The 19,867-nt window shown below is 69.4% G+C and carries 20 protein-coding genes; 12 read left to right on the top strand and 8 right to left on the bottom strand.

Annotated features, from left to right (window positions below):
* Positions 1-31: 31 nt before the first annotated feature.
* On the bottom strand, positions 32-472 hold the full coding sequence (locus OG617_RS34170; protein WP_405097332.1) for a hemerythrin domain-containing protein: 441 nt from the start codon (positions 470-472) through the stop codon (positions 32-34).
* A gap of 165 nt (positions 473-637) precedes the next feature.
* Here OG617_RS34170 and OG617_RS34165 point away from each other — a divergent pair, with 165 nt between their 5' ends.
* The 3 genes from OG617_RS34165 to OG617_RS34155 all read left to right on the top strand — a co-directional run bounded on the left by OG617_RS34165 (position 638) and on the right by OG617_RS34155 (position 4,702).
* Positions 638-1,396, top strand: coding sequence for a helix-turn-helix transcriptional regulator (locus OG617_RS34165; RefSeq protein WP_405097330.1), 759 nt, complete (start codon positions 638-640; stop codon positions 1,394-1,396).
* Positions 1,397-1,608: 212 nt separating this feature from the next.
* The gene (locus OG617_RS34160; RefSeq protein ID WP_405097328.1) at positions 1,609-2,364 is read left to right on the top strand and encodes a YwiC-like family protein; all 756 of its coding nucleotides are present in this window, start codon (positions 1,609-1,611) and stop codon (positions 2,362-2,364) included.
* A gap of 445 nt (positions 2,365-2,809) precedes the next feature.
* Positions 2,810-4,702 (top strand): protein kinase domain-containing protein, encoded by a 1,893-nt coding sequence (locus OG617_RS34155; RefSeq protein WP_405097326.1) that lies wholly within the window; start codon positions 2,810-2,812, stop codon positions 4,700-4,702.
* Positions 4,703-4,985: 283 nt separating this feature from the next.
* Here the strand turns inward: OG617_RS34155 and OG617_RS34150 are convergent, their stop codons facing one another.
* Positions 4,986-5,357: an ArsR/SmtB family transcription factor gene (locus OG617_RS34150; protein ID WP_405097324.1), complete on the bottom strand. Its 372-nt coding sequence runs from the start codon at positions 5,355-5,357 to the stop codon at positions 4,986-4,988.
* A 43-nt stretch (positions 5,358-5,400) separates the two neighbouring features.
* Here OG617_RS34150 and OG617_RS34145 point away from each other — a divergent pair, with 43 nt between their 5' ends.
* A complete protein-coding gene (locus OG617_RS34145) occupies positions 5,401-5,679 on the top strand; it encodes a M28 family peptidase (protein ID WP_405097322.1) in 279 nt (92 codons plus the stop codon).
* Positions 5,680-5,696: 17 nt separating this feature from the next.
* Here OG617_RS34145 and OG617_RS34140 read toward each other — a convergent pair whose 3' ends face one another.
* Entirely contained in the window at positions 5,697-6,071 is a 375-nt protein-coding gene (locus OG617_RS34140) for a winged helix-turn-helix transcriptional regulator (protein WP_405097320.1), read from the bottom strand.
* Between the two features lie 162 nt (positions 6,072-6,233).
* Between OG617_RS34140 and OG617_RS34135 the strand changes: the two genes are divergently transcribed.
* Positions 6,234-7,166, top strand: a complete 933-nt coding sequence (locus OG617_RS34135) for a zinc-binding alcohol dehydrogenase family protein (protein ID WP_405097318.1) — start codon at positions 6,234-6,236, stop codon at positions 7,164-7,166.
* Positions 7,167-7,309: 143 nt separating this feature from the next.
* On the opposite strand, the gene OG617_RS34130 is transcribed toward OG617_RS34135, so the two are convergent.
* The gene (locus OG617_RS34130; RefSeq protein ID WP_405097316.1) at positions 7,310-8,197 is read right to left on the bottom strand and encodes an aldo/keto reductase; all 888 of its coding nucleotides are present in this window, start codon (positions 8,195-8,197) and stop codon (positions 7,310-7,312) included.
* A 799-nt stretch (positions 8,198-8,996) separates the two neighbouring features.
* Between OG617_RS34130 and OG617_RS34125 the strand changes: the two genes are divergently transcribed.
* The 7 genes from OG617_RS34125 to OG617_RS34095 all read left to right on the top strand — a co-directional run bounded on the left by OG617_RS34125 (position 8,997) and on the right by OG617_RS34095 (position 15,625).
* Complete coding sequence (locus OG617_RS34125) at positions 8,997-9,977, top strand: ABC transporter substrate-binding protein (RefSeq protein ID WP_405097314.1); 981 nt, start codon at positions 8,997-8,999, stop codon at positions 9,975-9,977.
* Positions 9,978-10,287: 310 nt separating this feature from the next.
* A complete protein-coding gene (locus OG617_RS34120) occupies positions 10,288-11,235 on the top strand; it encodes an LLM class flavin-dependent oxidoreductase (protein WP_405097312.1) in 948 nt (315 codons plus the stop codon).
* Positions 11,232-12,065 carry an ABC transporter ATP-binding protein gene (locus tag OG617_RS34115; RefSeq protein ID WP_405097310.1) on the top strand — a complete coding sequence of 278 codons (834 nt, stop codon included), beginning with the start codon at positions 11,232-11,234 and terminating at the stop codon, positions 12,063-12,065. Before OG617_RS34120 ends, OG617_RS34115 begins: the two co-directional genes overlap by 4 nt.
* Positions 12,062-12,961 carry an ABC transporter permease gene (locus OG617_RS34110; RefSeq protein ID WP_405097308.1) on the top strand — a complete coding sequence of 300 codons (900 nt, stop codon included), beginning with the start codon at positions 12,062-12,064 and terminating at the stop codon, positions 12,959-12,961. Before OG617_RS34115 ends, OG617_RS34110 begins: the two co-directional genes overlap by 4 nt.
* The gene (locus tag OG617_RS34105) at positions 12,958-13,785 is read left to right on the top strand and encodes an ABC transporter permease (RefSeq protein WP_405097306.1); all 828 of its coding nucleotides are present in this window, start codon (positions 12,958-12,960) and stop codon (positions 13,783-13,785) included. The genes OG617_RS34110 and OG617_RS34105 overlap by 4 nt, the downstream gene beginning before the upstream one ends.
* A 56-nt stretch (positions 13,786-13,841) precedes the next feature.
* Positions 13,842-14,696: an alpha/beta fold hydrolase gene (locus OG617_RS34100; RefSeq protein WP_405097304.1), complete on the top strand. Its 855-nt coding sequence runs from the start codon at positions 13,842-13,844 to the stop codon at positions 14,694-14,696.
* Positions 14,693-15,625: an NAD-dependent epimerase/dehydratase family protein gene (locus tag OG617_RS34095; protein ID WP_405097302.1), complete on the top strand. Its 933-nt coding sequence runs from the start codon at positions 14,693-14,695 to the stop codon at positions 15,623-15,625. The genes OG617_RS34100 and OG617_RS34095 overlap by 4 nt, the downstream gene beginning before the upstream one ends.
* Positions 15,626-15,825: 200 nt before the next feature.
* On the opposite strand, the gene OG617_RS34090 is transcribed toward OG617_RS34095, so the two are convergent.
* The 4 genes from OG617_RS34090 to OG617_RS34075 form a co-directional block, all read right to left on the bottom strand.
* Entirely contained in the window at positions 15,826-16,548 is a 723-nt protein-coding gene (locus tag OG617_RS34090; protein ID WP_405097300.1) for a GntR family transcriptional regulator, read from the bottom strand.
* Positions 16,549-16,651: 103 nt separating this feature from the next.
* Complete coding sequence (locus tag OG617_RS34085; RefSeq protein WP_405097298.1) at positions 16,652-18,007, bottom strand: MmgE/PrpD family protein; 1,356 nt, start codon at positions 18,005-18,007, stop codon at positions 16,652-16,654.
* On the bottom strand, positions 18,004-19,350 hold the full coding sequence (locus OG617_RS34080) for an MmgE/PrpD family protein (RefSeq protein WP_405097296.1): 1,347 nt from the start codon (positions 19,348-19,350) through the stop codon (positions 18,004-18,006). Before OG617_RS34080 ends, OG617_RS34085 begins: the two co-directional genes overlap by 4 nt.
* A complete protein-coding gene (locus tag OG617_RS34075) occupies positions 19,347-19,742 on the bottom strand; it encodes a VOC family protein (RefSeq protein WP_396679622.1) in 396 nt (131 codons plus the stop codon). Before OG617_RS34075 ends, OG617_RS34080 begins: the two co-directional genes overlap by 4 nt.
* Between the last annotated feature and the right edge of the window lie 125 nt (positions 19,743-19,867).

Genomic DNA, 19,867 nt, shown 5'->3' with positions numbered 1-19,867 from the left:
CCGGAGGCGGTGTCCTGAGCCGGCGGAGGGCCTAGCGGGCCGGGTCGGCCGTCGGGGTGATCCGGTCCCAGGCCGCGATCGGCAGCGTGATCACCGCGGCCGGGAAGAGCCCGTGCTCCTCGTTGTCGATGTGCCGGTGCAGCCGGTCGAGGGCGGCCAGCACCGCCGGCCAGTCCGGCGTGGCCCGGTCGACGCCGCCGAGCACGCCGTGGATGTCGTCGTGCTCGGCGCAGAGCTTCGCCACGGCCTCGGCCAGGCTGCCCTCGGCCCGCAGTTCCGCGAAGAGACCGTGCTCCTCGGCGGTGGTGTGCGGCAGCAGGAGGGCGAGCAGCGCGTCCAGCGCCGGCAGGGCGTCGTCACCGCCGGCCCGTGCCGCGACGCGGAGCCGACCCGCGGCGTTCGCGATCGTCTCGTGTTCAGCGGAGAGCCGGCCGATCAGCGGGAACTCCCGGCAGCCGCAGTAGTTGCACACGATCGTTCACCTCCTGGCGGATGTCATCGTGCATCCGGCGTCGGCGTCGCCGGCAGGGCCGAACGGCCCGGTTCGCCGGGACGGCGGGCCCTGACCCGACCGCCGCGGTGCCGGGCAGACTGTTCAGGCCGTGACCGGCTGGCGGGACGTGGAGTGTGAGGCGACATGAAACCCCACAGGGTTTTGCGGTTAAACGACGTTGTAACGTTGTCTAACGTGGAAACCCCGAGAACCGGGCCGACCGGCGAGACGATCGACTCCCACCGCCACCGGGCCCTCGGCACCGCCAGCCGGGCCTCGATCCTGGAGATGGTGCGCGCCGCCGGCGCCGGCATGACGATCGCCGAGGTGGGGGAGCGGACCGGCCTGCACCTCTCCACGGCCCGGGCCCACCTCGACCGCCTGGTCGACGCCGGGCTGCTGGTCAAGGCGCGGGCCAGCGGCGGCCAACCCGGACGGCCGGCGTGGCGCTACCGGGTGGCCATGGCCGAGGCGCCGGCGCCCGCGCCGTACCGGGCGCTCGCCGCCGCCCTGCTCGACCACCTGTCCCGCCGCGGTCACGGCGACGTCCGGGCCGAGGCCACCCGCGCCGGCCACGGCTGGGGGCGCCACCTCGCCGCCGCCACCGCCCCCGGCGGCGACCCGGTCAACACCCTGCTCGACGTCCTGCGCGGGCTGGGCTTCAGTCCCCGCCTGCACGAGACGGCCGACGGGACGACCGAGATCCATCTGCACACCTGCCCCTTCCTGGAACTGGTCAACCGCAACCCCGACGCGATCTGCGCGCTGCACGTCGGCGTCGTCCGCGGCACGCTCGAACATGCCGGCGCCTCACCGGCCGGCGCCGTGCTCGAGCCTTTCGGCGCCCCCGACGCCTGCGTGGTGCGGCTGACCCTGCCGCAGCTCCGGGAGGAGTCGGCATGAACCCCCGGCGGCTCGCCGTACGCTGGCGGCTCCCCGTCCTCGCCGCCGGCGGGCTCGCCCTGGCGACCGGGCCCAGGTGCTGCCCCTCGCCCCGGCCGGCGGCGGCTTCGTGGAGATGGTCCTCCCAGCGCCCGGCCACTACCCCTTTGTCAGCCACGCCATGGTCGACGCCGAACGCGGCGCCTGTGGCGTCTTCGAGGTGAGGTGAGGTCATGTCCACCGCTGTCAGCACCGCGCGACCGGTGACCAACCGTCGCCGGATCCGCCGCTTCCTGCCGCCGCAGCACGGCGCCTGGGCGATGCTTCTGCTGCCGTACGTCGTCGGTGTCGTGCTGGTCGGCCCGAGCTGGCCGCAGGTGCCGCTGCTCGGCGCCTGGCTGGCCGGCTACCTGCTTTCCTACTACGCCTTCCAGGCGATCAAGAGCCGTCGACCGCGCCGCTTCGCCGACCAGTTGCTGGCCTACGGCCTGGTGACGGCGCCGCTCGCGCTGACCGTGCTGTTCGCTCGGCCGGCGGTGCTCTGGTACGCCCCCGTCTACGCCGTGCTGCTGACGGTCAACGCCGGGTACGCCTGGCGGCGGCGGGAGCGCGCCCTGCTCAACGACCTCGCCTCCGTGGCGCAGAGCTGTCTGCTGGTCTTCGTGCTGGCCACCCTGTCCGGGGTGCCTCTCGCCGAGGTCGTCCCCGCGTTCCTGGCCGTGATGCTGTACCTGGTCGGCACCGTCCTGTACGTCAAGACCATGATCCGGGAACGTGGAGATGCCGGCTACCTCCGCCTCTCCATCGGCTTCCACGTGGTCGCTCTGATCGCGGCGGCCTGGCTCGACATGCTGCTCGCACCGGTCTTTGTGCTGCTCCTGGCCCGGGCCGGGATCCTGCCGGCGCGGCGGCTGTCGCCGGCGCGGGTAGGGGTGATCGAGACCGTCTGCTGCCTGCTCGTCCTTGCCGTGGTGCTGGTCGCACTCTAGAGGTGCCAGGATCCCCAGCCACGCGGTGCACTGCAGCACGCAGGATCGGATCGCCGGCTGGAGTACGCACTCCCGGTCCTGGTCGTCCTAGTCGACGTCGATAACAAGGCCGCCTACTGGCGACACGTCGACGTTGCAAACATCGGGCGGACCCCCAAGCGGTTGGAAGACCGTCATCCGGCCACCCGCCCACGCCCCGGACCTGAACCCGACCGAGGGCGTCTGGTCCAACGTCGAACGCGGCAGGACCAACATCGCGCCGAAAGGCGTCGATCACCCGGCCATCGTGATCGGACAACGCCTATGCGCCGTCCTACGCCAACCCGACCTACTCGCCGGCTTCCTCGCCCAGTCCGGCATGACTCTCGCCCCAGAACCACCATGGTCAGACAGACGTCAGCCTTTCAACCTCTGTAGCATCGCTGCGACGACGAAGGGGCGCCGAGTGAACGACATCATCCCGACCCTGCCCGAACTGGGGCTGGAGTTCCTCCCCCTCGACCCGGGCGATCCCTGTGCGGTGGGCGATATCCGGCTGCTCGGCCGGATCGGCGAAGGTGGCATGGGCCGTGTCTACCTTGGAGTGACCCAGGCCGGCCGGGCTATGGCGGTGAAGGTCGTCAAGGACCCCTACTCGACCGACCCCTCCTTCCGCGCCCGCTTCGCGCGCGAGGCCGCGATCGCCGGGCGGGTCGGCGGCGTCTTCACCGCCCCCGTGCTCAGCCACGACTCCGAAGCCGTCCGTCCGTGGCTGGCGACCGCCTTCGTGCCGGGCCCCAATCTCGCCGTCGCCGTCGCGCGCCACGGAACACTGCCGCTGAACGGCGTGTGGCGACTCGCCGCCGGGGTGGCCGAAGCCCTCAAAGCCATCCACGCCGCCGGCATCACCCACCGCGACCTCAAGCCCGGCAACGTGCTGCTCGCCGCCGACGGACCCCGCGTCATCGACTTCGGCATCTCCCGGGCCGACGGCGAGCTCGACCTCACCCAGACCGGCGTCCGGATGGGCACCCCGTCCTACATGTCGCCGGAACAGCTGCGGGGGGAGCGATCCACCCCTGCCACGGACGTCTTCGCCCTCGGCTCTGTCGTCGCCTTCGCCGCCACCGGGAAGGCTCCCTTCCGCGCCGGCAACGACGCGGAGCTCGTCTACCGCGTCACGCAGGGCGAACCCACTCTTGACGGCATCACAGATCCCGAACTGCGGGAGCTGATCAGCCGGTGCCTGGCCAAGGAGCCGCATTCGCGCCCCACGCCACAGGACGTTATCGCCGCCTACGTCGACCGCAGTGCGGCAGCCGCCGGGCAGGGCTGGCTGCCCGAGGGCCTTGAGGAGACCCTCACCCAGCTTCCCGAGGGCCTCGAAAAGACCCTCATCCAGGCCGAGCCCGCTTCGACCCTTCCTGTTGGACTCCCCGGCGTCACACTGGCTTCGACCGCCATGCTGACCGCCACCGCACCGATCGGCCCAGACCGGCCTGCTACCGTCGCTGACGGACGAGACACCGTTCCCGAGCTTCCCGAGCACGTCGCCGCGAAGCTGACCAAGCTGCCGGATCTGACGACCCATGCCGGGTCGCCGACCGACGCCCGGCGCCGGAGATGGCGTCGACCGGCCATCGCCGGGGTGGTCGGCGTGCTTGTGGTGATACTGGCCGGGGCTTATCTCGCCAATGACGGCGCGACACCCCGTGAGCCTTCGGCCGGCAGCTCTCCGACCGATGCTGCGGCCGCGGCCACCTCCGCCCCGCCTGCCACCGGGGCCTCCCGCCCTTCCAATGCTCCCAGCGCTACCGGTACGGCCGGCGCATCCGATGGCGGCCCAGACGCGGCTACCAGCCCTCCGGTTGGTCGGACGCCGACCAAGGCCGATCCGGGAACCTCGGTGCCGGCCAAGGCCGATCCGGGAACCTCGGTGCCGGCGAAGGCCGATCCGGGCACCCCGGTGTTGCCCTCAGGACCGTTCAGCTCCGACAACATGGTGATCGTGAGCTCCGACGGCAACGTGCTCAGCACCACCGGCACGAACGACGGCTCGAAGGTGGTGACCACCGCTTGGCGGAACCGTCCCGGCCAGAGGTGGAAGCTCGAGTCGGCCAGCAAGATCATGGCCGTGAAGTCCTCGCCGTCCAAGCAGCTCACCACCGGCTATGACGGGCTCGGCGTGCTGTCGCCGGCCAGCAGCGGAAATGTCTTCGGGTGGGTCTACGACTCGGCGAAACTTCAGCTCCACAACGGGAACTCGGGTGGGTGCCTGACCTCCCACGGCCCCGGCCGGCAGGTTACCTATGGCATGTGCGACGGCAGCCAGAACCAGCGTTGGCGAATAGTGTCGTGATCGCTCCACCCGGCGATCCTGACTGGCTGTCCTCGGCCGCATGCGGGTCGTTCGCGGTCGGCGCCCTGCGTCGGTCGGCCTCGATCGAGCGGTTCCTTGGCCCGGCCTGGAAGTGTCAAGTCAACGGCTGATCTTGGTTGTTGAGGTGGTCGTTGTTTGCCGGGTCGGCCGGCCCTCGACGGCGATCTGGAACGCGTTGAGGTGTGCTTTCCAGCGCATGGTCCATCGCCGGCGGCCGGCACCGGTCGGGTCGAACCTCATCAACGCATGTGCATTCCTCCGCTCAGCGGGCCTTCTTCGTCGCCCGCTTGCGGGGCGGCGTCAACAGGTCGGCGATCGCCGCGATCGCGGACGGCACCAGGCGGTAGTACGCCCAGACGCCGCGCTTGTCGCGTTCGAGCAGGCCGGCCTCGGTGAGGATCCGAAGGTGATGACTCACAGTCGGCTGGGAGAGCCCAAGCGGCGCGGTGAGGTCACTGACGGATGCCTCGCCCTCCGGAGACGACTGGATCAGACTGAGCAGTCGCAGCCGGGCCGGGTCGGCGAAGGCCTTCAGCACTCCCGCGAGCCGCTGGGCATCGGCACGCTTGATCGGCTCGGCAGCAAACGGCGAGATGGCAGGTGTAGCAGTTTTCGCAGTTCCCACATCTTGCATCGTTCCACCAGCACCGTCGATAGTCCGGTGGAACCGGAAACGGGTGACCGTCAGTTTGGTCCATCGCCCGGTCGACGCCGACGGCTGGCTGGACGGCGTCACGCCGCTGCGCCGCGACGACGTCACCGGCACCAACATCCACGCCCATCTCCGGCAGTCCGCCCCCGAAGGCGTTCACTTGCTCTTGACCGCGCATTACGACGGCGTCGGCGACCATCCCGGGCTGCGCCTGCCCGGCGCCTCGGACAACGCGACCGGCGTCGCCGTGGTCCTCGAAGCCGCCCGCATCCTCGCAGTCGGTCTCCCCGCCGGTCTTGTCTGAGGAGAGAGCGCCGTTGATCAGGTGGGTTGAGTTGTGTGGTCGTAGACGTCGCGGGCGGCCAGGAGGGTGGGCATGTGCTTGCGTGACCAGTGTCGGCAGGCTGCGATGAGGTCGAGCAGGGTACGTCCCAGTGGTGTCAGCTCGTATTCCACTCGTGGCGGCACCTCGGCGTAGACGGTGCGGGTGATCATGCCGTCGCGTTCGAGTGCGCGCAGGGTCTGGGTGAGCACCTTGGGGGTGACGCGGTGGATGGGGACGCGAAGTTCGGAGAACCGGCGTGGGCCTTGTTCAAGGCAGGCGATGATCATTGCTGACCATTTGTCGCCGATGCGGATCGGCATGACGCTGCTGGGGCACCCGGGGTGGAACATATCGGGGTCGAGCGGGTCCATCAGTACCCTCACGGTAGTTAGATACCTTTGAAGTAACCAGTATCTCATGGATACCTTCGCAGTCGGCGACCCGCGCTTCGGGCCGCTGGCTTCTTACGATCGTTGAGAGCGAGGGCAGAGAGAATGCGTGCTGTTCGATTCCATGAGTACGGTCCGCCTGACGTGTTACGTGTCGACGAGGTGCCCGATGTGCGACCGGGGCCCGGGCAGATGCTGGTCCGGGTCACGGCCGCAGGCATCGGGTTTGCTGACGTTCAGATCAGGGCCGGCCTGATGCGCACAGTAATGCCGGATCTTCCGCTGCCGTTCGCGCTGGGATTCGAGATCGCGGGCACCGTTGTCGCGGTCGGATCCGGGGTGGATGCCAAGGCGGTCGGCGGCCAGGTGGTCGGCGCGACGTCCGGCGGCGGCTACGCGGAACTGGCGATCCTGCCAGCATCGGCGGCGGTGCCTTTGCCCGAGGGACTCGATGACCGGACGGCTGTGGCATTGCTGGGCCAAGGGGCGACCGCGGTCGGCGTGGCCGAGGCGGCTGGCCTCACGTCGACAGACACGGTCCTGGTCGAAGCAGCCGCCGGAGGTGTGGGCAGCCTTCTGGTGCAGTTGGCCAAACGCGCCGGCGCCACGGTGATCGCCACTGCCCGAGGCGAGACGAAACTCGCGGTGGCCAAGCAACTCGGCGCCGACATCGTGGTCGATTACAGCTCCCCCGACTGGCCCCAACTTGTCCGAGACGCGGTGGGCGGCAGCGTTTCGGTGGTCCTGGAGAGCACCGGCGGTGCGGTGTCCGAGGCCGCCTTCGACCTGCTGACCCCCACGATCGGCCGAATGGTGGTCTACGGGACGACCAGCGGACAGCCGCCGCGCTTCGACCCGCTCGCCGTCTACCACCGGGCCGTGTCGGTCACCGGCTTCGCGTCCGTGGCCCTACCCGCGCACCATCTGGCTCGGCTGCGCGACCACGCGTTCGCGCTGGCTGACTCCGGTGAACTGCGGCCCATCATCGGCGCGGTCATGCCGCTGACTCAAGCCGCCGCAGCCCACCAGGCGTTCGAAGAACGGGTGACGGTCGGCAAGACAATCCTCACGCCCTGATCGCCCTGCACGACAGGGCGGGCCAGCGGCTCGCATGGAACAGTTCGTGAAGACCGTATTAATCACAAGCCCAGTCGGCGCCGCGTACGAATGGACGCGGCGCCGGCTTCTTTCTCAACAGACCCCGTAGCGGGTTGCGGCGATCAGGCCTCCGGAATGGGCCTGCCGAAGTTCGCGAGGGTGATGTCGCTGGGCTCCGGGCCGCCGCGTCGGCCGGTGTCGAGGTTGTCGATCGCGGTGAGCTGTTCGTCGGTGAGTTCGAAGTCGAAGACGTCGATGTTTTCCGCGATGCGCTGCGGGCGCGTCGACTTCGGGATCGCCGAGCGGCCCTGCTGCAGGTGCCAGCGCAGCATCACCTGCGCGGGGGTCTTGCCGTGCGCCTTTGCGATCTCGCCGATCACGGGGTCCTGCAGGGTGCTGCCGTGGCTGCCGTCACGGTAGAAGGTGATGCCACCGATGGGCGACCACGCCTGGGTGAGGATGCCGTGCTCGGCGCCGAACGTCTGCACTTCGCGCTGGGCGAAGTAGGGGTGCACCTCGATCTGGTTCACCGCAGGCACGACCCTCGCTTTGTCGAGCAGCGCGGTGAGGTGCTCGACCATGAAGTTGCTGACTCCGATGGCGCGCACCTTGCCGTCGGCGAGCAGCGTCTCCAGGGCGCGGTACGCCTCCAGGGTCTTGTCGAACTCCGACGGCAGAGCCTGATGCAGGATGAGCAGGTCGATCTGGTCGACGCCGAGCTTTCGGGCACTCTTGTCGAAGCCGTGCAGGGTCTGGTCGTAGCCGTAGTCGCTGATCCAGATCTTGGTTTCCAGGAAGACGTCGGCCCGGTCGATGCCCGACGTGAGGACGGCCTCTCCGACCTGGTGTTCGTTGCCATAGGCCGCCGCGGTGTCGATGTGCCGGTAGCCGGCCGCGAGCGCCGCCGCGACGGCAGAGCGGGTCTCCTCCGGCGGGGTCTGGAAGACACCGAGACCGAGCGCGGGCATCTCAACGCCGTTGTTGAGCGTCAGGTGCGTGGTGGTGGACATGAGCGGCTTCCTTTGCCTCATCGGACGGTAGGCGTACGAGGTCAAGCTGGTCGTGGGCAGCTCGATGCGGTGCGCGCGACCGCCATGAACAGGTCATTTCCGCTGTGCTGAAGATCTTCGCGGTCCCGCACGGCGCTCTTCATCGCTGCGGTCTGGCACTTCCGATCAAACTCCGGCCGGAGCAGAAACGGGAGGTATCGCTGATACTGGTGCCGACAGAACCCCCTGCGGCGTCAGAAGGTGTGGCGATGGTGCGTACGGCGATCCACGCGCCGTAGGTAGCTGGTCCACCTTCAGCGCGCTGTGGGCCACGCACAGACGTGCGCTGGAAACCGTCTCCCCGATTACCGGCGACCGATTACCGGCGAGGTCTGAGCCGCGAAGCTCAGGTGGCCGGATTCCTGCGACGCTGCACCGGATCGCGGCACAACCCGGTGTCCACATCCCGGGGAACCTCACCCTGATCGCCGGCTGCGCCGGCTCGGGGAGGCGCTGACCGGACGGCAGTGCCCATCGAACGGTTCGCTGGTCTCCGCCGGTAGTTCGGTTCGGTCGGGACTGCCGGTGGCCCACCGGGTGTCCATCCGGCCGGCTGGCCGTCAATCCCGTAGTCGCCGGTCCGGGTTTGGTCACCGCTTGAGTGTGCGCTGGTCACGCCTGGTGTCGGCGGTACGTCCTCGGGTGTCTGGTTCGGTGCCGGGGCCGGCGGATCCCGCCTGGTCGTGGGCTAGATGATCTCTTGACGGTCCAGCTCACATGAAATATAAAGTACATGCTACGCCCTTACTCGGGAGGTCTTGTGTTCGTTCGAAGAGGGCGATTCGCCGTTGCCCTGGTCGTCGCAGCGCTCGCGCTGACGGCTTGCGGCAGTGACTCATCGTCGCCAACTACAGAAGGAGCGGGTGGGAAGCAGGCGCTGACAGTCGCCACTCAACCCGACTTCTTTGGAATTCCGCTGTACTTCGCGGTACAGAAGGGCTTTCTTGCAAAGCAGGGTATCGAAGCCAAGTTGCAGGAGTTCCCGACCGGCGTGGAGGGGACGGAGGCCGTGGTCACCGGCCAGGCCGACCTGACCTCCGTCGCCGGCTACCCGGTCGCGAGTCTCGCGGCGAAGGGTGCCAAGGTGAAGATCATCGGGCACAACGCGACGTCGTACGGTTGGTGGGGCATCGTCGTCGACAGCAGTATCGCCACCCCGCAGGACCTGTACGGCAAGACGATCGCTCTCCAGTCCAACTCGACGGCCAGCTACTGGTTCGACCGCTTCGTGGCGTTCCACAAGCTGGACAAGTCCAAGATCAAGGTCAAGGACGCGAAGTACGCCCAGCTCGTACCGACCTTTGCCAAGGGCGACGTGAACGCGATCATTCACTTCGAGCCGAACGTCACCAAAGCCATCAGCGCGCGGCCCGGCGCACGTCTCGGCTGGGCCGGGGGCGATGACGACCTGCTGCCCTTCATCGGCTATGTAGTGGCCGGACCGAAGATCTTCGAAAACCAGGAGGTGGGTGTCAAGGTCCTGCGCGCGCTGCGGGAGACGTCCGCCTACATGAAGAGCAACCAGGGCGAGGTCATCGAGTTCATCAAGTCCAAGACCGGAATCACCGACGACGCCGAGGCCAAGAAGATCCTGGCGAAGATTGATTTCAGCCTGGCCTTCGACCCGGCGAGTGTCGACCAGATCCAGCAGGTGGCTGACTACCAACTGGAGATGGGCAACATCAAGAACAAGGTCGACGCGAAGAGCTACGTCATAACCGACTGGGTCAACGCCATCTGACGATCGCCATCCGGGTCTTCGATTCCGACCCGGCGATTATCGGTGGTGTCCCGAACACCCGATCGACCGGTGCCTTCGGGTTGATCCGGACGGTACGGGAAGGCCGACCCGGGCCACGGTCTCCGTGGCCCGGGGAAGCCGGTCGAACACCGGACAGTGGCCGCCCGACTTCGAGCCCCGGGTCCGCTGGCATCGGCCCGCCACCGGCCGGCCTGTTCCACCGTACCGAGGAGTCATCAGTGCCCCCCACACCCATGCCGATCGAGTGCCGCACGCACCCGCCGGCCGGCCTTCGGACTCAGTGAGATAGATGGAAATCGCCGTTTCGCACCTCCCGACCGATCCCGCCCGTGCGCTGGAGATTGCCCGGCTCGCCGAGGAGGTCGGCATCGGGACGTTCGGTGTCGCCGACTCGTCCCACCTCTACGGGGCGATGTATCCCGTGGCGCAGCACATCCTCGCGCACACCCGCACCATCCGGGTCGGGCCGTGCGTGACGAATCCGGTCACCCGCCACCCGTCGGTACACGCCGCCGATGTGGCCGCGCTCAACGGACTGTTCCCCGACCGGGTTTTCGTCGCGATGGGCACCGGTGACTCGGCCGTACACAGCGTGGGGTTGCGCCCGGCGGACCCGGGACAGGTGGGCGAGGCGCTCGACACCATCCGGGCGGCGGCCGGCCCGGGTCCTCAGCTCTTTCTGACCGCCAGCGGGCCACGGGCGGCGGCGGCGACCCCGGGCAGCGCCGACGGTGTCCTGCTCGGCGGCGGATTCGAACCCGGCTGGCTGGGCAGGCTCGCCACGACCGCGGCTGAGGCGGCGGGGCGGCGCCAGCGCGGATGGATGATCGCGGTGGCCCACCTGGTCGAGCGGGACAGCGAGGTCGCCGCCGCCCGGCAGGCCGTCCGCGCTTCGGTCATCGCCGTGGCCCGGCACGGGCTGGGGGTCAATCTCGCCGGGCGTGGGGTCCCGGCAGACCTGGTACCCGGCCTGCGGGAGTTGTTCTCGCGATACGTGTTCGCCGAGCACGCACGTCCGGACGGCGCCAACGCCCGGACGCTCGCGGACTACCCCCGGGAAGAGGCGTACCTGTTGGATCGCTTCGCGCTGGTGGGGACCCCTGGTGAGGCCGCCGAGCGGCTGCGGGTCGTAGAGGAGAAGACCGATATCGAGGGGATCGTCCTTACCACGACGGTTCCCGATCCGATGACGCACGTCGCATTGATCGGGCGGCTCGTTCAGGGAGGCAGGGCATGACGACAACGGACGCTACGACGCGACACCCGGCGGTGAACGGGGACGGCTACGTAACGATCGAGGACATCTCGTTCGCATACGCGGCCGGTGCGCCGCGGATCCTCGCGGACGTCTCCCTGTCGCTGTCCCGAGGCGAGTTCTTCGTGCTGCTGGGCCCCAGCGGTTGCGGAAAGACCACCGTCCTCAACCAGGTGGCGGGATTCGAGTTCCCGACCGAGGGGCGGATGACCGTTGCCGGCCGGCCCGTCACCGGTCCCGGGCCGGACCGGGCGGTGATCTTCCAGGGGGACGACTCACTGCTCGGTTGGCTCAACGTGTACGGCAACGTCGAGTTCGGCCTGCGCGTGCTCGGGGTCAAGAACCCCGAACGCCAGCAGCGGGTGCGGGCCGCGCTGGAGATGGTCGAACTCGGTGGTCAGGCGAAGAAGTACCCGCATGAACTCTCCGGCGGGATGAAGCAGCGGGTGCAGATCGCCCGGGCCCTGGTCACCGACGCGCCGATCCTGTTGATGGACGAGCCGTTCGGTGCCCTGGATGCCCAGACCCGGACCACGTTGCAGGATGAACTCGCCCGGATCTGGGCCGCCACCGACCGCACCGTCCTGTTCATCACCCACGACATCTCCGAGGCGATGATCCTCGGCGACCGGATCGGGATCATGACGTCCGGGCCGGAGGCGAGGCTGCACGACGTCATCGAGAATCCGCTACCGCGTCCGCGTGAGCGGGGCGGGCCGGACTTCGGCGCGCTCTACCAGGACCTGGAGCGGACCGTGACCGCGGCGAAGGCCCGACGTCCCGGTCTGGACGGCGAGGTGGGTACGCGATGACCCCCGCCCCCGCCACCGACTTCGGTGGGCGACCCGGCGCCGCCCCCACCGGGGGCGCCGATCCCACGAGAACGACCGGCGGCCCGGCCGGCCCCCGGCCCCGACGGCGCGGACCACGGTCGGCGGCATCCTGGTCACGGCGCCGGATCGGGCTGAACCTGCTGGCGGTCGCGGCCGCGATCGTGGTGTGGCACGTCGCCGCGTTGGCGAAGAACAACCCGCTGGTCTTCCCGACCCCGATCGAAAGTGCCCGCGCGCTGGTGGAACTGGTCCAGGACGCGGACTCGCGCAGCGAGGTGCTGATCACCCTGTGGCGGGTGGTGGTCGGGTTCGCGCTGGGCAGCACGCTGGGAATCGCCGCCGCGAGCCTGCTCGGCTCGTCGCGGGTGGCGGCCGACGCGCTGGAACCCGTCGTGCACTTCCTGCGTTCCATCACGCCGGTGGCCTGGATCGTGCCGGCCACGATCTGGTTCGGGGTCGGGGACGCGTCGATGCGGTTCATCGTCATCTACGCCACCGTCTTCCCGGTCATCCTCAACACCCTGACCGGGATGGCCCAGGCCGCCCGGAACAAGACCCGGATGGCCCGGGTCTTCGGCGCCGGGCGGTTGCGGACCTACCGGTCGGTGGTCATCCCGAGTGCGGTGCCCTACGTGCTGACCGGGATGCGGCTGTCCCTCGGCTACTCCTTCATGAGCGTGATCGGGGCCGAGATGGTGGCGGGCAGCGACGGCATCGGCCACCTCATCTACGAGTCCCGACTCTTCTTCGACACCCCGACCATGTTCGCCGGGATCCTCCTGGTCGGTGCCGCCGGCCTGGCCTTCGACCGGGTGTTCGTCCTGGCCAGTGCCCGGGTCTTCCGCCGATTCTACTGTGGGCAGGTGGCGCGATGAGCGTGTCGACCCGGACGGCCCGACCCGCCGCCGCCGTCCGTCGGCCGGGCGGTGTCCTGCGGTTGCGGCGGGCCCTCACCATCGTCGGCGGCTTCGTCGCCGTGGTGGGGCTGTGGTGGCTGGCCGCCGGCTTCTACGGGATGCCGATGCTGTTCCCCGGTCCTCCCGACGTGGTCACCCAGTTCCGGTCGGTGCTTGCCGACGGCAGTCTCGCGCAGGCGGTGTCAGCGAGCCTGGGACGGGTCGCCGCGGGCCTCGTACTGGGCAGCCTGCTCGGTACGCTGCTCGGCCTGCTGAGCGGTTCGAGTCGGGTGCTTGAGGCGTTGCTCGAGCCGTTCATCAGCTTCTTCCGGTTCATTCCGCCACTGGCCTGGTTCGCTCCCATCCTGCTCTGGTTCGGTGCCGGTGAGCCGGCGAAACTGACCCTGATCCTCTACACGACGGTGTTCGTCGTCGCGGTGAACACGGCGGCGGGGGTGCGGGCGGTCCCGGGGAACAAGCTGCGCATGGCGGCGACCTTCGGTGCCCGGCCGTGGCAGACCTTCCTGCTGGTGCGGTTGCCCGCCAGCGCGGCGTACATTCTCGCCGGAATCCGGATCGCGCTGGGCAACGCGTTCATGACGGTGGTGACCGCGGAGATGCTCGGCGCGCCATCCGGTCTCGGCGTGATCGTCACCAACGGCATGGCGACCACCAACATCCGAGGCGTGTTCGTCGCCCTGATCACCCTCGGCGCGCTCGGCCTGATCGCCGATCGCCTCTTCGTCGCCCTGCTCCGCCGGTTCGGTGCCCGGTTCGGGGCCAGCCCCGACGTGGCGCGGTAGCCGTCGGAACCTCTCGTCTTTTCCCATCAGTTCGAGCCGTGATTAAGGAGCACCACGTGGCGTACGCGACGATCAACAACACATCTCTGTGGTACGAGGTGGCGGGACAGGGACCGCACCTGCTGCAACTGCACGGCCTCGGCCTCGGCCACGCCAACTTCGCCCCGGTGACCCCGTTGCTGCGTCCGGACTTCACCGTGATCGACTACGACATGCGCGGGTTCGGCGACAGCGACAAGCCGCCGGCACCGTACTCGATCGAGGGGTGGGCCGACGAGGCGGTCGGGCTGCTCGACCACCTCGGCCTGGACGCCGTCGACGTGCACGGCACCTCGTTCGGGGGCATGGTGGGCATCGTGATGGCGGCCAAGTACCCGGACCGGGTCAAGCGGCTGGTCATCGGCTGCTGCATGGCCCGGTACGACACCCTCGCGATCCTCAACAAGAAGGTGTGGAAGGCGATGGCGACCGCGACGGGGATGGGCGAGGAGGTCGCCAACCTCATCGCCTCGCAGGCGTTCAGCCGGGCGTTCCACGACACCGACCGCGCACCGGCCCAGGTGGCGGCGATGGGGGCCGCGTTCAAGAAGAACGACCCCGAGCTGTGGAAGCACTTCTGCGATCTGCTCTGCGAGGCGGATCTCACCGGTTACCTGCCGCAGATCACGGCGCCGGTGTTGGTGACCAGCGGTGACCAGGACATCATGACCCCGGTGGACTCCGGTCCGGCGGGGGTCGGCACCCGGGAGATGGTCCGGCGGCTGCCGAACGCCTGGCTGACGCTGCTGGAGGGCTGCGGCCACCTGCACCTGGTCGAACAGCCGGAGGAGAGCGCGAAGCTCGTGCGGGACTTCATTCTCGACGGGACGATCAACGGGGAGACCGTGCTCGGGGAGACCGACGGGCGATGACGACACTAGTCACCGGCGGCACCGGTTTCGTCGGCCAGCACGCCACGGCGATCCTCGCCGGGCAGGACGAGCGGGTCCTCGCCCTGGACCCGCTTCCAATCCGGGAGGAGCTGCGGCAGGCCGGGGTCGAGTACGTCCGGGGTGACGTCTCCGATCTGCGGTCGCTGCTGGCCATACTGGCCGAGCACGGCGTGGACCGCGTCATCCACCTGGGTTCCCTGCTGGCCCCGGCCTCGGCGGAGGATCCGTACCGGGCGCTGGAGGTCAACTGCGCCGGTACCCAGAACGTCTTCGAGGCGGCTCGGATCCTTCGACTGGCCAATGTGACCTGGGCCAGTTCGATGGCGGTGTTCGGGCACAGCGCCGCGGCGTTGGCCGAGGGCGAGGGCGAGTTGCTCACCGAGCACACCCCGCACTCACCCGACAACGCGTACGGGGCGACGAAGTCGTACTGCGAGCACATCAGCCGCGCGTACCGGCAGCGGTACGGGGTGAACTGCGTGGGGCTGCGGATCGGGCTGGTCTACGGCGCCGGGAAGGAACGCGGCGAGGGCCTGTTCACCGAGCAGTTGTTCCAGCGGCCGGCGCTCGGGCAGCCCGGGGTGGTCCCCTACGGCGACGATGTCTATTGCTGGCAGTACGTCCGGGACGTGGCGGAGGCGTTCACGCTGGTGTCCTGCCTGGACAGCACCGACAACGCCGTCTACAACCTGCCCGGGACGGTACTGACCATGGTCGGCGCGGTCGAGACGGTACGTGCGCTGGTGCCCTCGGCCGAACTGACGGTCGAGCCGGGGGTGCTCGGTTTCCCGTACCGGATCGACGCCTCACCGCTTACCGCCCTGCTGGGCGACTCCCTCCGGCTGACGTCCATCCGCGACGGTTTCGCCGCCACGATCGAGGGAATCGCCGCCCGGGCCGGCCGGTGACGACCGGGGGTCGACATCAAGGACCGAGCCGACCGGGGTAGCCGCCGATGCCGGTCCGGCCACCGGGGCGGTCGAAGGATTGACCCTGGAGGGATGAATGTTGCCGATCGGGTGGCGGTGCGTCCGCCACCCGATCGTCTTCCCGGTCTGGTGACCGACTCGGCCCGGCGGGTGTGGCCGGGCCGGCCTGTTCGGAGGGGTCAGCTCCTTGGGACAGCTCCGTCCGGGGCGCTCGCCGCGGCGGCGTCCAGGTTGTTCGACGCGAAGTGATCGGCGAGCAGATCCCCGGCGTGCCGGAGGTGGTCGGTGACGGCTCGTCTGGCTGCTTCCGGGTCGTGGCTGGCCAGCGCTCGTACGATCGCGGAATGGTCGTGCAGGGACGCGTCCGGCCAGCCACCGATCGTGGCGTAGAAGCGGCGGGGCACGTACTTGGCGATGAAGCCGAGAAACCAGAGCAGCTTTCCTGAACCGCCACTGGTGTTGACCATTCGGTGGAACAGGTGGTTCAGGCGTTCCATCTCGTCGGTGTTGCCGTTGCTCGCCGCCTCGTCGATCCCGCCCTGAAGGGCCTGCAGCTCGGCGATCTGTTCCTCGGTGAGGGTCGTGGCCGCGCGAGCGGCCAGTTCCCCGGCGATCAGTGCCTGGGCGATGAACAGGTCGCGGATGTCTGCCGGGGCCAGCGGGGCGACCACGAAACCACGCCGGGGCTGGAGTTGGAGGAAGCCCTCGGCGCGCAGCGAGAGCAGTCCTTCCCGGACCGGGGTGACGCTGATCTCCAGCGCGGCGGCGACCTGTTCCTGACGAAGGTGCTGTCCCGGCCGGAGCTGTCCGGACATGATCAATCCTCGGACGTAGCTGGCCGCCTCGTCACTGAGCTGCATCCGCTTGTTCTGGGACTGAGCGCCGTTGACGGGTAGGTTCATCCAGAGTCCTCAAATATGAAATATGACCGACGCAGCATACCGAATCGGTCCTTGGATACGGGAGGCGGCCCGGCCTCCGCGTGTGTCGGTCGGGCCGCCCCTCTCACCAACGGCTGAGGCCGAACAGGTTAGCAATACCGTCGCATTCGTCGATATGCCAGGCCGTGTGCCACAACGCCGCCGCGCGATCCCCGAGCCGGGGACGGACGAGCAGGTCGAACTTCGCCCGTAGCCGCTCATCGGACATCGGCCGGTCGACGCTGCCGGTGGCATGTGCGACCGAGACCCGGTGGGTCGTGCCCCCGGTCGTGCGTACGGTGACCTCGCAGGCGTCCTTGGGCATCGTCGGTTCGGTGCTGGCCCGCACCTTGCGGCGTAGGGCGATCACCGACTCGTCCCGCGCCCGGGCGTCGCTGTACTGGGCCGGTCCGGCGCCGCCGTCGAGGAATCCCACCGCGAAGCAGTGGTAGACGGAGAACTTGCTGCGCAGCCCGTCTTCCGGTTCCTCGACTCCCATCACCTGCAAGACCACTGGGCGGACCACCACGTCGACCGACTCGATGACCTCCGGTCCGGGCAGGATGTCGCGTAGCTCGATGGCGGCGTCGATGACCGGATGGCTGACGATTCCGCAACTGTAGGGCTTGAACGCGTTCGCCTCGATCTCCCAGGCCCGGCCCAGCCCTCGGGTGGCCTCGGCCAGGTCGGGTTCGGGCGCCAACAGGGCCGCGAGGCCCCGCCGGCCCTCCAGCGGCGCGTCGGGCCCGGTGAACCCGGCGGCGGCCAGCAGCGCGGCCTCCACCCCGTCAGCGGCGGCCTTGCCGGGATGCATGGACTTGCTCATCGTGCCCAACTGCTCGGTGGTGCCGGCAGCCTGGGTCGCCGCCAGCGAGACCGCGTGCCGCATCCGGGTGGCGTCGAGCCCGAGCAGCCGGCCCGCCGCCACAGCGGCACCGAGGTGTCCCATCGTGCCGGTGAGGTGCCAGCCCCGGTCGAAGTGTCCCGGACCGAGCGCGTTGCCGACCCGACAGGCCACCTCGACGCCGGCGGTGACGGCGGTGAGGAGGTCACGCCCTGACGCGTTGGTGAGCTCGGCCACGGCGAGAGCGGCCGGCACCACCGGCGAGCCGGGATGGATCACGGTACGCAGGTGGGTGTCGTCGAAGTCCTCGACGTGCATCGCCATGCCGTTCACGAACGCCGCCCAGGCTGCGGTGAGCGTGTCCGGGCGGCCGAGCACCGAGGAGCGCCCGCGCAGGCCCAGGTCGCCCAGGGTGGCGACGGCGATCTCGACGGCGTCGTGGCGGCATGCGTCCACGGCCAGTCCGACGACGTTGACGAACGTAGGCCGGGCGGCGTGCCGGGCGGATTCCGGGATCTGGTCCCAGCTCAGGCCGCTGGCGAACTCGGCAAGCTCGGCGGTGAGCCGGACCGGGCCCGGCTGCGCTGTTCCCGTCATGCTGGCTCTCCCACGATCGTCGTCAACAGGTCGCCGCAGGAGGTGGCCGAGGGCAGGCCGCGTACCGCCGCGATGACCTCGGGGCCTTGACCGGGTCGGGTCCGTTCGACCAGGGCGGTGACCTTCAGGTCGAGTTCGGTGTCGGTCATCGGTCGCGCGGCGCTGCCCCGGGCATGCGTGACGGATTCGGTGAGTACCGGCCCGTCCGACACCACGACCTCGACGGTCGCCGCGTCGCGTGCCATCGACTCGTCGATGATCAGGGTGGTGACCGCGCGGAGGGCGGTCACGTCCGGGGCGACCACCCGGGCGTCCTCGTACTGGGCCAGCCCCACCACACCGTCGGCCAACGCCGCGGCGACGCCGTGCATGGTGCTGAACCGGGCGGCGAGTCCGGTGTCCGGTGCCGGGTTCCCGGTCAGTTCGGCGACCAGGGGGTGGCAGTGGACCCGTACGGCCACCGGTGTGCGGCCGGCGAGCCGGGCGTGCAGCCGCTCGGCGGCCTCGATCGCGGGATGCGCGACGATCCCGCACGGATACGGCTTGACGGTGTTGTCCAGGAACTCCCAGCGTGTCCCCAGCTCGGTGGTCAGCCGGGCGAGATCCGTCGTGGGGGACAGCGCCCGGAAGTAGCCGCGGGGGCCCTCCAGCGCCGTCGGGGAGCCGGTGAAGTCCCGCCGGGCCAGGGCAGCCGCCAGTACGCCGTTGGCCGCGGCCTTACCGGGGTGGAACGGCTTGACCATCGTGCCGAACCCCTCCCGATGCCCCAGCGTCATGCTGGACGCGATCGCGATCGCGTTGCCGAGTTGCCCAGGCGACAGCTCCAGGAGCAGGCCGGCGGTGACCGCGGCACCCAGCGCGCCCACGGTTCCCGTGATGTGCCAGCCGTCGTCGTAGTGCCACGGTGTCATCGCCCGGGCGAGCCGAAGCTGGGTCTCCAGCCCGAGGGCGACCGCGTCGAGGAGCCGGGGCCCGGTGGTCTCGTGGTCCGGCAGGACCGCCACCACGGCGCCGAGTACGGCCGCGCCCGGGTGTACGACGGTGTCGAGATGGGTGTCGTCGAAGTCGTCGAGGTGGGCGGCGAGCCCGGTCGCCAGCGCGGCGCTCAGCGGATCGAGGCGCTCCATGCGGCCGGGTACCGGACAGCGACGCTCACCCCCGTTGTCCAGCGCGGTTGCGATGACGATCTCGACGGCCCGATCACGGCAGGCGCCGATCGCGGTTGCGACGACGTTCAACAGACTGCGGGCCGCGTGCGCGCGGAGTTCGCTGGTCAGGCCGGTGCGGGACAGGTCGACCAGGCCTCGGGCCAGCTCGTGGGCGGCCGGATCGGTCGTGGTCACGCGACCGGCTCCCGGACGTATTCCACCAGGATCCGGTCGGCCCGCCGGGGGTCGACGAAACCGATCGTCGTTCCCCGTGAGCCGGGGCGGGGCACGGTGTCCATCAGACACATGCCGCGCGCCTCGGCGCCGGCCAGCGCGGTGGCGACGTCGTCGACCAGGTACGCGCAGTGGTGGATGCCCTCGCCCCGTTCCCGGAGGAACTGGGCTACATCGTCCTCGTCGGACTTCGGCTCCAGTAGCTCGATCAGGGTGGCACCGGCCCGGAAGAAGGCGACCGTCAGCGTCGGAAACTCCTCGGCGCCTTCGTACGGCAGGCCGAGTTGGGTCTCGAAGTGCTCCCGGGACGCCTCGATCGAATGCACGGCCCAGCCGAGGTGGTGTAGCTGCATCGTTCCTCCTGCTCGCGGCTGAACTCCGGACGCCCAGCGGTGCACGGATACTGTGTATCATATTTTTCGAGATAAACTCGCGCCGGCCGACGTCGGTATATGGGCTCGGAGACCTTCGCATGCGC

Origin of the sequence: Micromonospora sp. NBC_01412 (assembly GCF_045040215.1) — a bacterium.
Lineage (GTDB): Bacteria > Actinomycetota > Actinomycetes > Mycobacteriales > Micromonosporaceae > Micromonospora > Micromonospora rubida.
Note: the sequence above shows the minus strand (reverse complement) of the source record. Positions and strands in the feature narration are given on the sequence as shown.